The sequence below is a fragment of the Baekduia alba genome, from assembly GCF_028416635.1.
GTDB classification, from domain to species: Bacteria; Actinomycetota; Thermoleophilia; order Solirubrobacterales; family Solirubrobacteraceae; genus Baekduia; species Baekduia alba.
The window spans coordinates 3,252,732-3,265,595 of the sequence record NZ_CP114013.1; the positions used below are offsets into that span (position 1 = coordinate 3,252,732).

At 73.3% G+C, this 12,864-nt stretch carries 14 protein-coding genes and 1 pseudogene; 6 read left to right on the plus strand and 9 right to left on the minus strand.

The features are described 5' to 3' along the window. Positions 1–158: 158 nt before the first annotated feature. The 4 genes and pseudogenes from DSM104299_RS16445 to DSM104299_RS16460 all read left to right on the plus strand — a co-directional run. Positions 159–566 (plus strand): annotated as a pseudogene (locus DSM104299_RS16445) (CHASE3 domain-containing protein); the annotation flags it as partial. A gap of 410 nt (positions 567–976) precedes the next feature. Beyond that, the gene (locus tag DSM104299_RS16450) at positions 977–1,285 is read left to right on the plus strand and encodes a GGDEF domain-containing protein (protein WP_272472723.1); all 309 of its coding nucleotides are present in this window, start codon (positions 977–979) and stop codon (positions 1,283–1,285) included. 102 nt (positions 1,286–1,387) lie between these two features. Beyond that, on the plus strand, positions 1,388–2,245 hold the full coding sequence (locus DSM104299_RS16455; RefSeq protein WP_272472724.1) for a hypothetical protein: 858 nt from the start codon (positions 1,388–1,390) through the stop codon (positions 2,243–2,245). A 42-nt stretch (positions 2,246–2,287) separates the two neighbouring features. Continuing rightward, entirely contained in the window at positions 2,288–3,172 is an 885-nt protein-coding gene (locus tag DSM104299_RS16460; RefSeq protein ID WP_272472725.1) for an alpha/beta hydrolase, read from the plus strand. Here the strand turns inward: DSM104299_RS16460 and aspS are convergent. From aspS to DSM104299_RS16490, 6 genes are read right to left on the minus strand one after another with little or no spacing between them, the layout of a single operon-like run. Beyond that, complete coding sequence (aspS, locus tag DSM104299_RS16465) at positions 3,129–4,931, minus strand: aspartate--tRNA ligase (RefSeq protein WP_272472726.1); 1,803 nt, start codon at positions 4,929–4,931, stop codon at positions 3,129–3,131. The genes DSM104299_RS16460 and aspS overlap by 44 nt on opposite strands. Continuing rightward, entirely contained in the window at positions 4,928–6,166 is a 1,239-nt protein-coding gene (gene hisS / locus DSM104299_RS16470) for a histidine--tRNA ligase (RefSeq protein ID WP_272472727.1), read from the minus strand. Before hisS ends, aspS begins: the two co-directional genes overlap by 4 nt. Next, positions 6,163–6,819 carry an MBL fold metallo-hydrolase gene (locus tag DSM104299_RS16475; RefSeq protein ID WP_272472728.1) on the minus strand — a complete coding sequence of 219 codons (657 nt, stop codon included), beginning with the start codon at positions 6,817–6,819 and terminating at the stop codon, positions 6,163–6,165. The genes hisS and DSM104299_RS16475 overlap by 4 nt, the downstream gene beginning before the upstream one ends. 3 nt (positions 6,820–6,822) lie before the next feature. Next, positions 6,823–7,173, minus strand: coding sequence for a hypothetical protein (locus DSM104299_RS16480; RefSeq protein ID WP_272472729.1), 351 nt, complete (start codon positions 7,171–7,173; stop codon positions 6,823–6,825). 30 nt (positions 7,174–7,203) lie between these two features. Continuing rightward, positions 7,204–8,070 carry a hypothetical protein gene (locus DSM104299_RS16485; RefSeq protein ID WP_272472730.1) on the minus strand — a complete coding sequence of 289 codons (867 nt, stop codon included), beginning with the start codon at positions 8,068–8,070 and terminating at the stop codon, positions 7,204–7,206. Positions 8,071–8,130: 60 nt separating this feature from the next. Next, positions 8,131–10,134 carry a glycoside hydrolase family 3 protein gene (locus tag DSM104299_RS16490; RefSeq protein ID WP_272472731.1) on the minus strand — a complete coding sequence of 668 codons (2,004 nt, stop codon included), beginning with the start codon at positions 10,132–10,134 and terminating at the stop codon, positions 8,131–8,133. Between the two features lie 223 nt (positions 10,135–10,357). Between DSM104299_RS16490 and DSM104299_RS16495 the strand changes: the two genes are divergently transcribed. Beyond that, positions 10,358–10,717 (plus strand): STAS domain-containing protein, encoded by a 360-nt coding sequence (locus tag DSM104299_RS16495; protein WP_272472732.1) that lies wholly within the window; start codon positions 10,358–10,360, stop codon positions 10,715–10,717. Here the strand turns inward: DSM104299_RS16495 and DSM104299_RS16500 are convergent. The 3 genes from DSM104299_RS16500 to DSM104299_RS16510 form a co-directional block, all read right to left on the minus strand. Next, positions 10,710–11,561 (minus strand): alpha/beta hydrolase, encoded by an 852-nt coding sequence (locus DSM104299_RS16500; RefSeq protein WP_272472733.1) that lies wholly within the window; start codon positions 11,559–11,561, stop codon positions 10,710–10,712. The two genes, DSM104299_RS16495 and DSM104299_RS16500, sit on opposite strands and share 8 nt — an antisense overlap. Before the next feature lie 31 nt (positions 11,562–11,592). Further along, positions 11,593–11,823, minus strand: a complete 231-nt coding sequence (locus tag DSM104299_RS16505; protein ID WP_272472734.1) for a hypothetical protein — start codon at positions 11,821–11,823, stop codon at positions 11,593–11,595. A gap of 214 nt (positions 11,824–12,037) precedes the next feature. Further along, a complete protein-coding gene (locus DSM104299_RS16510; RefSeq protein WP_272472735.1) occupies positions 12,038–12,340 on the minus strand; it encodes a hypothetical protein in 303 nt (100 codons plus the stop codon). 59 nt (positions 12,341–12,399) lie between these two features. Here DSM104299_RS16510 and DSM104299_RS16515 point away from each other — a divergent pair, with 59 nt between their 5' ends. Beyond that, on the plus strand, positions 12,400–12,840 hold the full coding sequence (locus DSM104299_RS16515) for a hypothetical protein (protein WP_272472736.1): 441 nt from the start codon (positions 12,400–12,402) through the stop codon (positions 12,838–12,840). Positions 12,841–12,864 lie beyond the last annotated feature (24 nt).

A 12,864-nucleotide genomic window follows, 5' to 3' on the forward strand; every position in this document is an offset into this window, starting at 1 on the left:
TCGGGGCCCGAGTCTAGGACCCGAACACCGTTCCCCAGACAGCAGGGCTGCGGGCCCGCACCGCCGCGACCGACCAACGAAGCGACACCTCGATGCTCCGGATCCGCGTCGCCCTCTTCCTCCTCCTCCCGCTCGCGCTGGTCGCGACCGGTTTCGCGATGGTGCTCACCGTCGACCACCAGCGCGACGTCGCGGCGCACGCCGCCGACCGCACGGATGCCGCCCACCAGCTGATGCTGGCGATGGTCGACCAGGAGACCGGCCTGCGCGGCTACGTGCTGTCCGACCGCCAGGCGTTCCTCGAGCCGTTCTACACCGGTGACCGCGACGGGCGCAAGGCCGAGGTCGAGGTCCGCGCCGAGGCCGGCGGCGACCCGCGCACGCTCACGCTGATCGGCGCGTTCTCCGAGCTGAAGACCGCCTGGCAGATCCAGGCCCAGAACGAGATCGCCGATCGGCGCAACGGCGACTGGCACCGCCACGACCTCGCCGGCGCGCTGCGGCGCAAGGCGCTGATGGACCGCCTGCGCCGGATCAGCGCGCACCTCAACCGCCGGCTGGACCAGCGCCGCAACGACGATCTCGACGACGCCGGGCGCCAGGCGTTCTTCGAGGTCGTCGGGCTGATCCTGCTGCTCGGCGTCGCAGCGGTGTCGCTGATCACGCGCGAGCGCCGCCAGCGCCGCCAGGCCTTCCAGCGCGAGCTCGCCTACCGCCAGTCCCAGCGCGAGTTCACCGACGTTATCCAGGTCGTGCGCTCCGAGCCCGAGGCCCACGCGCTCGTCAAGCGCCACCTCGAGCTCTCGGTCCCGGGCGCCCGCGCCACGGTGCTCAAGCGCAACAACTCCGACAACCGCCTGGAGCCGAGCACCGAGCTGCCCGCCGGCTCGCCGCTGAACGAGCGGCTGCGCGACGCCGAGCCCGCGTCCTGGGCGACGTGGTCCTGGCACACGTCGGCGCGCTGCTCACCGCCACGGTGCGCGACAGCGACCTCGTCGGCCGCATCGGCGGCGAGGAGTTCGTCGTCCTCGCGCCCGACACCGACGTCGCGGGCGCGCTCGTCCTCGCCGAGACCCTGCGCGCCGCGCTGGCGGCCGAGCGCATCCCGGACCTGGACCGCGACGTGACCGGCAGCCTCGGCGTCGCCGTCCTGGCCGTCCACGCACCCGACGGCGCGTCGCTCCTGCGCCTCGCCGACCGCGCGCTGTACGCCGCCAAGGGCGGCGGACGCAACCGCGTCGAGGTCGCCGTGGTCGAGCCCGCGGCGACGCTTCCGGCGCTCTAGTGTCACGACACGCGGCCAGGCCGCGTCCATCCGTCGCAAGTGGCGCTCAACCTGGGGTGGGTCGCGGTCGACAACCCGGGTGTGGACCAGGTCAGTCGCCCCATGCAGATCGCCCTCGTGGCCGTCGTGCTGCTCGCCGGCATGTGGTTCACGGTGCTCAAGCCCAAGCCCGCCGATGACTCGGCGCCGGCTGCTGCCGCCGCACCCGCGGCCGCCGCTCCGGCCGCGTCCTCGGCGCCCGTCGCGCCCGGTGTGAAGGGTCTCGCGACCGCCGTCGACAAGGCCAAGGCCGCCTCGGCGACCTCGGACGCGACCAACGCGAAGATCGACTCCGCCTCCGGCGGCGGCAACACCAGCGCCGCCGCGACCGCGACGGCCGCGACGCCGAAGCTCGCGCCCAAGCCGGCCACCAGCGCGCCCGCCGCCAAGAAGAGCACGGCCGCCAAGAGCACGGCGAAGGCCAAGGCCACCAAGCCGGCCGCCGCCAAGCCCGGCACGAAGGCCGCGACGACCAAGGCGACGGCGAGCAAGCCCGCCGCGGCCACGCCGGCCGCCACCGCGCCCGCCGCCGCCAAGCCGGCCGCCACCAAGACTTCCACCGCGACCGCGACCGCGCCCGCGACCGCCGTCGACCCGTCCGACCGCCTCCTCGCCTACCTCAAGAAGGGCAAGGTGCTGGTCATCCTGTTCGAGGGCAAGGGCGCCGACGACAAGGCCGCGCGCAAGGCCGTGCACCGCACCGCCCAGGCCGACCCGAAGCACGTCGTCTCCGCCTACGTCCCGATCACGGACGTCGGCAAGTACGAGGCGATCACGAGCGACGTCCAGGTCCTCGCCGCGCCGACGATCCTCGTGATCGGCACCGACGGCAAGGCCACGCCGCTCGCCGGCTACGTCGACGCCGCCGTCGTCCGCCAGGCCGTCGCCGACGCGCGCCGCGCCGCGGCCGCCACGAAGTAGCCGCAAGGCGTACCGACCGGCATCCGGGCCATCCTGTCCCGGATGCACCTCGACGTCGTCGCCCTGCGCGAGAGCTCCCGCGCCCGCGCCGCCAGCCGGCCGCGCGGCCCCGAGCTGCACGCGGTCGCCGACGCGATCGTCCCCGACACGCCCGGCGTCCGCGCCCGCCACTACCGGCCGGTGCAGGAGCGCCGGCCGTTGCTGGTGTTCCTGCACGGCGGGCTGTGGGTGCTCGGCGACCTGGGCACGCATGACCGGCTGTGCCGCCGGCTCGCGGCCGAGGCCGGGATCGAGGTGCTGGCCGTCGACTACCGGCGCGCACCCGAGCACCCGTGGCCAGCCGCGGTCGACGACGCCGTCGCAGCCGCGCGCTGGGCGGCGGCGTGGCTGACCCGCGGGCACGGCGGCTCGCTGGCGATCGGCGGCGACAGCGCCGGCGGCTGCATCGCGGCCCTCGCGGCGCTGCGCCTGCGCGACGAGCCCGAGGACACGGCGCCGCTGGCGGCGCAGGTGCTGATCTGCCCCAACACCGACCTCACCGCCGCGCAGCCGAGCATGTCCGAGGTCAGCGCCGACTTCGGGCTGGACCCGGAGGCGGTCCGCGCCGCGGCCTCGCTCTGGGTGCCGCGCAGCGCCCGCCACGCCGACGGCGACGTCAGCCCGCTGCACGCGCGCTCGCTCGCCGGCTTGCCGCCGGCGATCGTCGTCACCGCCGAGCACGACCCGCTGCGCGACGAGGGCGACGCCTACGCGTCGCGCCTGGCCGGGGCCGGCGTCGCGGTCACGCATCGCTGCGAGCCTGGGCTCCCCCACGGCTTCGTGCAGAACATGGACACCGAGCGCGCCGACGCGGCGGCGGCGACCGACCGCCTGATCGCCGACGTCAGGACTGCGCTGCGGGGACCGGCGGCACGTACGTCGACTTGACCGCCAGCTCGCGCAGCTGCGTGTCGTCGACCGGTGCCGGAGCGCCGGTGAGCGGATCGCCGCCCGAGGCGGTCTTCGGGAACGCGATCACGTCGCGGATCGAGTCGCGGCCGGCCAGCAGCGCGACGATGCGGTCCACGCCCATCGCGATCCCGCCGTGCGGCGGCGCGCCCTGCTTGAGCGCGTCGAGCAGGAAGCCGAAGCGGCGCTGCGCCTCCTCCTCGCCCATGCCCAGCACCGCGAAGACCTGCGCCTGGACGTCGGTGTCGTGGATGCGGATCGAGCCGCCGCCGATCTCGACGCCGTCGAGGACGAGGTCGTAGCCGCGCGAGCCGAGCGCCCCCGGATCGCTGAAGTCGGTGCTGGTCGGCGCCGTGAACGGGTGGTGGATCGCCGTCCAGGGCTGGTTCGCGTCGCCGGTCGCCTCGAACATCGGCGGGTCGACGATCCACAGGACGTCGTGGCGCCCTTCCGGGATCAGGCCGAAGCGCTCCGCGAGCTCCAGGCGCAGGCCGCCGAGCGCGGCGGCCGCGGTGGCCTCCTGGTCGGCGACGAACAGCAGGAGGTCGCCCTCGGCCGCGCCGAGCTCGGCGTTGACCGCGGAGATCTGCTCAGCCGTGAAGAACTTGGCGAGGTTGCCGGCCCAGCCGTCGTCCGGCCCGACGACGATCGGCGCGACCGCCTTGGCGCCGTGGATCCGGACCACGTCGTTGAGCCCGTCCAGCTCCGAGCGCGACAGCTCGCGCGCGCCGGCGTTGAACGCTCGGACGACGCCGCCCGAGGACAGCACGCCCTCGAAGACCTTGAAGTCCGACCCCTTCAACAACGCGCCCACGTCGTGGATCTCCAGCCCGAAGCGCGTGTCCGGCTTGTCGTTGCCGTAGCGGAGCATCGAGTCGGCGTAGGTCATGTGCGGCCACGGCGCGGGCGGCACGGCGAAGCCGTCGACCAAGGCGAACACCTTGGTCATGATGTCCTCCATCACCGCGATGACGTCGGCCTCCTCGACGAACGCCATCTCGATGTCCAGCTGCGTGAACTCCGGCTGGCGGAAGCCGCGCAGGTCTTCGTCGCGGAAGCAGCGGGCGATCTGGAAGTAGCGCTCGTAGCCGGCGATCATCAGCAGCTGCTTGAACAGCTGCGGCGACTGTGGCAGCGCGTACCAGGAGCCCTGCTGCAGGCGCGACGGCACGAGGAAGTCGCGCGCGCCCTCGGGCGTCGAGCGCGTGAGGATCGGCGTCTCGATCTCCAGGAAGTCGCCCTCGTCGAGCACGTCGCGCATCGTCTTGACGATCGCGTGGCGCAGCTCGAGCGTGCGCTGCATGACGTCGCGGCGCAGGTCGACGGCGCGGTTCTGCAGCCGCAGCGTCTCGTCGACCTCGACGTCCTCGTCGACCGGGAACGGCGGCGTCTCGGCCTCGGCGAGCGTCGTCATCTCCGTCACCGAGATCTCGATGTCGCCGGTCGCGATGTTGGGGTTCTTGTTGCCCTCCTCGCGCTCGACGACCTGCCCGAAGGCGGAGATCACGTGCTCGGAGCGCAGGCGCTCGGCGGCGGCGAACGCCGCGCCGGACGTGTCCGGGTGGAAGACGAGCTGGACGATCCCGCTGCGATCCCGGACGTCGATGAAGATCAGGCCGCCGTGGTCGCGCCGGCGGTGGACCCAGCCGGCGACGCGCACCGACGTGCCGGCGTCGCCGCCGCGCAGGTCGCCCGCCCACCGGTCGCGGTAGTCATTGGCCTTGGGTGCGACCTTCATCCGATGTGCCTCCCTCGCAGGACGCGGGCGACGACGGCCGTCGGCTCCAGCTCCTCCTGCTCTCCGCTTTCCATGTCCTTCAAGATGGTGCTCTCGTCGCCGAAGATCGCGACGTAGCTCGCGCCGGACCGGTCGGCCTGCTTGAGCTGGCCCTTGCGCGAGCGCCCCGCCAGCTCCATCCGCACGTTGAGCCCGGCGCGGCGCGCCTCGGCGGCCAGCGCGAAGGCGTCGACGCCGGTCCCGGCGACGTACAGGTCGCAGACCGCCTCGGGCTCCGGCCGGTGCTCGCCGGCCAGCAGGAGGCGCTCGACGCCCGCGGCCCAGCCGATCCCGGACGTCGGGCTCAGGCCGAGGACCTCGGCGAGGCCGTCGTAGCGGCCGCCGCCGCCGACGCCCGACTGCGCGCCGAGCGCGTCGGAGGTGAACTCGAACAGCGTGCGCGTGTAGTAGTCGATTCCGCGCACGAGCGTCGGGTCGATCTCGTAGGCGACTTCGGCCGCGTCCAGCCGAGCGCGGACCTCGGCGAAGTGGTCGGCGTCCTCGGGCGTGAGGTGGTCGAGCAGCAGCGGAGCGGACTCCATCACCCTGCGCGTGCCCGGGTGGTCGGCGTCGAACGCGCGCAGCGGGTTGAGGTCGATCCGCGCGCGGACGTCCTCCGACAGCTCGTCCTCGTGGGCGCGCAGGTGCGCGATGAGCAGCTCGCGATAGTCGGCGCGTGTCGCGGGCGTGCCGAGCGAGCCGAGCCGCAGCCGCACGCCGGCGACGCCGAGCTCGGCGATCACGGTCTGCAGCAGCAGGATCGCCTCCGCGTCGACGGCCGGGTCGTCGGAGCCGATGGTCTCGATCCCCAGCTGCCAGAACTGGCGGAAGCGCCCGGCCTGCGGCTTCTCCTGGCGGAAGTACGGGCCGAGGTACCAGAGCTTCACCGGCTGGGGCAGCTTGTGCATGCCGTGCTCGTGGTAGGCGCGCATCACCGGCGCGGTGCCCTCGGGGCGCAGCGTCATCGACCGGCCGCCGGCGTCCTCGAAGGTGTACATCTCCTTCTGGACGATGTCGGTCGACGCGCCGACGCCGCGGGCGAACAGCTCGGTGTGCTCGAAGATCGGCGTCTCGACGCGGCGGTAGCCGGCGCCGCCGAGGATCGTGCGCGCGATCTTCTCGACGCCGTGGCGTGCGGCGTCCTGCTCGGGCAGCACGTCGTACGTGCCGCGCGGCGCCTGGGGCTTCTCGCTCACGACTGCGAGAGCTCGGCGAGGAAGGGGTTCGTGGCGCGCTCGGCGCCGAGCGTCGTCAGGCCCATGTGGCCCGGATGGACGATCGCGTCGTCGTCGTAGCGCTCGAGCAGCGTCGCGATGGACTGCAACAGCGTGGCGTGGTCGCCGCCGGGCAGGTCGGTGCGGCCGACCGACTGCTGGAAGAGCACGTCGCCGGAGAAGAGCATCGTCGGCTCGCCGGCGGCGTCGCCGGCGATCGCGTAGGTCACGTGGCCCGGGCTGTGGCCGGGCGTGAAGAGCACGTCGATGTCGTAGCCGGCCAGCTGCAGCCGCTCGCCGCCCGCGACGGTGTGCTCCGGATCCCAGGACTCGAACGGGCCGAAGCCCGGCCACGGCACGTAGGCCATGATGTCCTGCAGGACCGGGACCTCGAGCTCGGGGCAGTAGACCGGCGCGCCCGTGGCCTTGGCGACCGGCGCGACCGCGCCGACGTGGTCGAAGTGCGTGTGGGTGAGCAGGATCGCGTCGAGTCCGACGCCCAGCGCCTCGAGCGCGCCGAGCAGCTTCGGCGCCTCCTCACCCGGGTCGACGAGCAGGGCGCGGTCGCCGCCGTCGCGGCGGATCAGGAAGCTGTTCTCCTGCACCGGACCGACGGTGAACATCCGGACGTCCATGGGCTACCGCTTCCCTGCGGCCTTCTTGGCCTGCCGGCGCTCGTAGACCCACTTGTCGGTGTAGAAGCCCACGCCCGTGTACAGGAAGAACATCGGGATGCCGAACGCCAGCGCGACCGCCGGGTTCTGCAGGAACGAGATGACCACCACGAAGAGGATCGTCGCGATCGCCGAGCGGTTGGCCGCCGAGCGCCAGGTGGGCGGGCGGTCGAGCCGGTCGGTGCGCAGCGCGCCGCCCTTGCCCTTGCCGCCCTTGACCGGCTCGTTGGCCCGGCCCGTCCGGCCGCGCGACTCGACCATCCCCGCGGCGTTGCCGCGGTGCTTGGTCCGGCGCTTGCGCTTGGTCTGGGCCATGGCCCAGGACGATAGCTCCTAACCGCTCGCTCAGCCGGCCTCGTGCAGGGCTTCCTCGACGGTGCGCCGCCCCTTGACCGGGAGGTCGTCGGGGAAGCCGGCGAAGGCGAGCGCCGGCGCGAGGCCGACGAGCTCGCAGGCGGCGACGGGCGCGTGGCGGGCGACGGCGGCGACGACGGCGGCCAGCGGGACCGCGCGGTGGTCCTCGACGTTGGTCGAGACCTGGGCGATCGCGCCCTGGGCGGTGAGCTCCAGGCCGAGCGCCCGGACGCCCGGCAGGCCGTCCGCCCCGCCCTCGCGGACCGCCGCCGCGATCGCGCGCGCGTCCTCGACGGTGGCCGGCGGCGCGAGCTCGACGTTGAAGGCGACCAGCGGCGGGCGGGCGGCCACCAGGACCGCGCCGGCGCTCGGATGGGGCACGGCGGGGCCGAAGTCGGGCACCAGCTCGCCGGCGCGCATCCGGCGCGTCAGCTCCGCGATCCCGCCGCGGCGCAGCGACGCGCGCGTCCGGCCGCCGGCGAGCAACCCGTACAGGAACACCGGGAGGCCGACGGCGTCGGACCCCAGCCGCTCGGCCACGGCCAGCGCCTCGGCGCACGCGGCGTCGCGCCGCGCGTCGTCGAGGAAGACGACCGGGACCACGTCGAGCGCGCCGACGTGCGGGTGGATCCCCCGCTCGGCGCGCAGGTCGATCCGCGCGACCGCGGCGCGCGCGCCCTCCGCCAGGGCGGGCGCCAGCGCACCGGGCGCGGCGGCCAGCGTGTGGACGGCGCGATGGTGGTCGACGTCGGCGTGCGTGTCGAGCAGCCGCGCGCCCCCGCGCGCGTAGGCGTCGCCCACCGCGGCCACCACGGCCGCGTCGCGACCTTCGGAGATGTTGGGGACGGCCAGGAGCACGGGCGGGCGCGGAGGCTATTGCTCCGCGCCCGCCGCGCGTCCCCTCAGCGTCTCAGCGGGTCACCAGCCGCCGTGACCGCCGCGCGTCCGCAGCCCGAACCCGTACGGGAACAGCGGGTCGTAGTTGGCGTCGCCGACGTTGATCGGCTCCTGGTCGATCGTCTTCGGCCAGGTCATCGGCAGCTTGCCGGTGAACGGCTTGGCGCCGAACAGGACGTCGGCCACGCCTTCGCCCTCGCTGCCCGGCAGCCAGGACGCGACGAGCGCGTCGGTCTCGTCCAGCTGCGCCGGGTCGATGATCAGCGGGCGCCCGCTCACGACCAACACGATGCACTTGGTCGTCGCCGCGCAGACCTTGTCGACCGCCGCCTTGTCGGCGTCGTTGAGCGTCATCGTCTGCGGCGGCCGCGGCACGTTGTTGTCGCCGGGGTCGTAGGCCCACTGCGGGCCGCCGACGTCGCCGAAGCCCTCGGCGTACGGCGTCTCGCCGACGACCACGACGCCGGTCGCGCCGTCCGGGATCGGAGCGCTCGCATCCGGGCTGGAGACGACCTGCGTCCCGCCGGCCGCGTCCTGGATGCCCTTGAGGATCGTCGTCCCCGGGATCACGTTGGTCGAGCCGCCCTGCCACGTCAGCGTCCAGCCGCCGGCCTGGTTGCCGATGTTGTCGCTGTTGCTGCCGGCCACGTAGATCGGCGCGTCGCCCTTGATCGGCAGCGCGTCGTCGTCGTTCTTGAGCAGGACCTGCGACTCGGCCACGGCGCGGCGCGCGACGGCGCGGTGCTGCGGCGAGCCGATCTGGTCCTGGTCGGTCCGGTCGGTGTAGGGATGCTCGAAGAGACCCAGCTCGAACTTCTTGGCGAGGATGCGGCTCACGGCGTCGTCGATGCGGCTCATCGCGACCCGCCCGTCGTTGACCGCGGCGGTCAGCGACGTGATGAACTGCGCGTAGTTCTGGGGCTGCATGAACATGTCGATGCCGGCGTTGACCCCGGCCACGACGTTCTCGTCGAACGTCCCGCCGATGTGGTCGATGCCGTTGTAGTCGGAGATCGCGAGCCCGTCGAACTTCATGGAGCCCTTCAGCACGTCGGTGATGAGCTCCTTGTTCCCATGCATGTTGATGGGGTTGCCGAGCCCGTCCTCGGTCCAGTCGACCGACGAGTAGGACGGCATCACGCTGCCGGCGTGGTGTTGACGGATGGCCGGGACGTACTGGCGCAGCGCCTTGTCCCAGAAGTCGCCGCGGCTGGTCTGCGAGACGCCCTGGTCGATCTTGTAGTCGCCCGAGCCGGTGCCGTAGACCGTGTCGCCGTCGCCCGCGTAGTGCTTGGCGGTCGCCAGGACGCGATCGCGATGGGCGAGGTCGCCCTTGCCGTTGCCCTGGAAGCCGTCGATCGCGGTCTCCAGCTTGATGACGAGGTCGGGGTCCTCGGAGAACGACTCGTAGGTGCGGCCCCAGCGGTCGTCCTGCGCGGCGCAGATGCACGGCGCGAAGGCCCACTGCGGGCCGGACGCCCGCGTCTCGTCGGCGGTGACGTGCTCGACGTCGCGCACCAGCTGCGGGTCGCGCGTCGCGCCCAGGCCGATGTTGTGCGGGAACACGGTCGCGCCGAGGAGGTTGCCGTGGCCGTGGACCGAGTCGACGCCGTAGAGCAGCGGGATCTTCAGCCGCGTGCTCAGCGCCGCCTTCTGGAAGTTGTCGACCATGTCGGCCCACGCCGCCGGCGTGTTGGGCGTCGGGACCGAGCCGCCGCCCGACAGGACCGAGCCGAGGCCGAGCGTCGTGATCTCGGCGTCGTCGTCGGCGAGCTCGGCGCGCTCGGCCTGCGTCATCTGGCCGATCTTCTCGGCGAGCGTCATCCGCCCGACGAGGTCGGCGACCCGCTTGGGGATCGGCGCGCGCGGGTTCAGGTAGGTCGGCTGGCCGTGGTCACCGCCGCCGCCTCCCCCGCCATGGCCCGGAGGCCCCCCGCCGCCCGGCCCGTGCCCGCCCGGGCCTCCTCCCGCGAACGCTCCCGGCACGACGATCGCCGCGCTCGATGCGACAGCGGCGACCGCCATCACGATGGACCCACGCCTGACCATTGCTGGACTCCCCCTCTGCTCCTGCGCTGCTGAGCTGGACGGGCGCGCGGATACCCTGGTCTAGTCCACTCCTAACCGGGCGAGGGCCGCCGGCTGACGACCGGGATCCGTTGCATCGCGCGGGCGCGGCGAGGAGCCGATGGTGTTTGGTCGCCAGGCCGGAGGGGAACCCACCCGCCAACGTCAGGAGGAGGCTGTGGTGCATGGCTTCGAATTGACGGTCCAGCACATGGGGACGGGCGCGGTGTCGATCCGTCTCCGAGGGGCACTCGACCTCGCGCACGCCTACAAGTTCGACGACGAGCTGCGCCATGCGGAGCGCGACGCGCCGTCCTGTCTGGTCCTCGACCTGCGCGAGCTCGACTTCGTCGACTCGGCCGGGATCTCGCGGATCCTCGCGGCGCGGCGACGCGCCCGCCGCGCGGGCCGTCGCCTGGTGCTCGTGCGGGGCTCGAACGCCGTCCAGCGCTTCCTGCAGGTCGCGGCGCTCACCGAGCACTTCGAGTACGTCGCCGAGCCGGGTGATGCGCTCGCGGCGCTGAACCCGCGCCTCAGCTGACGAAGCGCCGCACGAACGCCAGCGCGGTGTCGCACACCTCGCGCCAGCCGCCGTCGATCGTCAGCGCGTGCCCGCGACCCTCGATCTCGGTGATCTCGGTCACCGCCTCGTTGCGCTTCTGCTTCTTGTAGGAGGCGTTGGCGATCGCCCACGGCACCGTGTTGTCCTTCTCGCCCGAGATGATCAACAACGGGCCGCGGTCCGGGCTCTTGCTGTTGACCTTGGCCTCGGTCCACGGGTTGAGGTTCGCGGTCGCGGCCTGGAAGAGCGGAACGCCGGCGGCCGGGACCGCGAACGTGTTGTACAAGTCCTTGGCCTCGTCCTCGGAGACGGCGTTGGCGAACGCGAACCGGAACTGCTCGTAGGTCAACGGCACCGCGCGGTTGCGGTTGGCCGGGTTGCCGAGCACGGGGCGCGAGGACTTCAGCGCGGAGATGGGCAGCGGGAGCACGCCGCGGAACGGCGCCGGGTCGATCGCGACCGACGCGGCCGACAGGCCGCGGCCGGCGATGATCTGCGTGAGCAGGCCGCCGAAGGAGTGCCCGATGACCGCGGGCTTCTTGGTCAGCTGGCCGATCAGCGCGCCGATGTGGTCGGCCACCTGGCCCACGGACTTGCCCGCGAAGACCTCCGGATGGGCGTTGGCCTCGGCGACCGTGTCGGGGTCGTCGGGCCAGCCGGGCAGCACGGGCTGGTAGCCGGCCTGCGCGAAGACCTCGGCCCACCGGTCCCAGCTGCTCGGGAGCAGCCACAGCCCGTGGATGAAGACGACGGGCGTCAGGCCCGAGTCGTTGGCCTCCTGGATCTGCTGCTCGTCGTGGGAAGGAGCGGTGGTCGCGGCCATGGGCGCGAGCCTACCGCCGTTCGCAGGGCTTTTAGAAGGCCGGATCGGTGAACGCGTGGACGACGGCCCCGGCCGCGTCGCGCCACACCATCCGGTGGGGGAACGCGTCGGGCGCGCCGCGCGGGATCGCGACCGACAGCACGTTGTCGTGGACCTGCACCGTCTTGATGAAGGCGCTCGGGAAGACCGCCGGCTTGAAGTACCTGCCGCGGGAGATCTTCTTGGGGTACTCGAGCGTGACCGAGGCGACGCCGTCGGGCACCAGGCTGAACGTCTCCAGCGCGACCGAGCGCAGCGTCCTTGGGCTCGATGCCCGGCGGATAGGGCGACGGCGGGCTCCCGGCCAAGGCGGCCGCGGCGCCGCCGCCCGTGACGAGGGCGACGGCGAGCGTGGACAGGACGAGCGCGCGGCGACTGGTCACGACGTATGAGCGTCGCGAACGCGCTGTCTTGTGACAGACGGGGCGGCGGTCGGCCTAGAACAGCCCGTAGGAGCCGACGACCGTCGCCTGCCCGGGCGCCGGCGGGCCGGCGACCCACTCGCGCAGGCCCTGCTGGAAGGCGCCGAACTCCGGCAGCTGCGGGAGCGGGTTCTCGACGCCTTCGGCGATCTGGAGCAGCGCGAGGTAGGTGACGCCGTCGGCGAGGCGCAGCGACGCGTACTTGATGCCTTGGGGCTGGGCGCGGTCGATGGCCGCGAACAGCGTGGCCGCGGCGGCGTCGACGTCGCCGACGTGCTCGGGCTTGACCTGGGTGTTGACGATCATGATCGTGTTCATGGCGCGTTGACCGGCGCTGGCGCGCGGATGTGACAGGGCTCTACCGTTCGGAACGCGCCATGCCCTCCGCCGCCGACCACCGACTCGTGCGCGCCAGCGACCTCAAGCGCCAGCGCGGCTGGACCGAAGGCCTCGTCGTCGCGCTCCTCGGCGCGCCGGACGCGCTGTCGCCCAACCCGCACGGCTGGCGCGCGCCGATGCGGTGGTTCCGGGTCGACCGGGTGGAGGACGCGGAGCGGTCGTCCGCGTTCGCCGCGCGTGTGGCGGTGCTGCCCGAAGGGTCGGCGTGGCGCCGCGAGCTGCCGACGCGGTCGTGGTCCGCCGACGAGGTCGAGGGCCTGGAGTGGCTCGACGACCCGGCGCGGATCGCGTTGTTCCACGCACCGCGGCGACCGCGGGTGCGGCTGCGCCGGCCGCCTTCGGAGGCGTCGCCGGCACGCGAGCCGGAGCACGCGGTGATGTACGCGCTGCCGCGGTTCGAGGTGCTGCGGCTGTTCTGAGCGGCGGGCCGCGAGCCGCGGGCC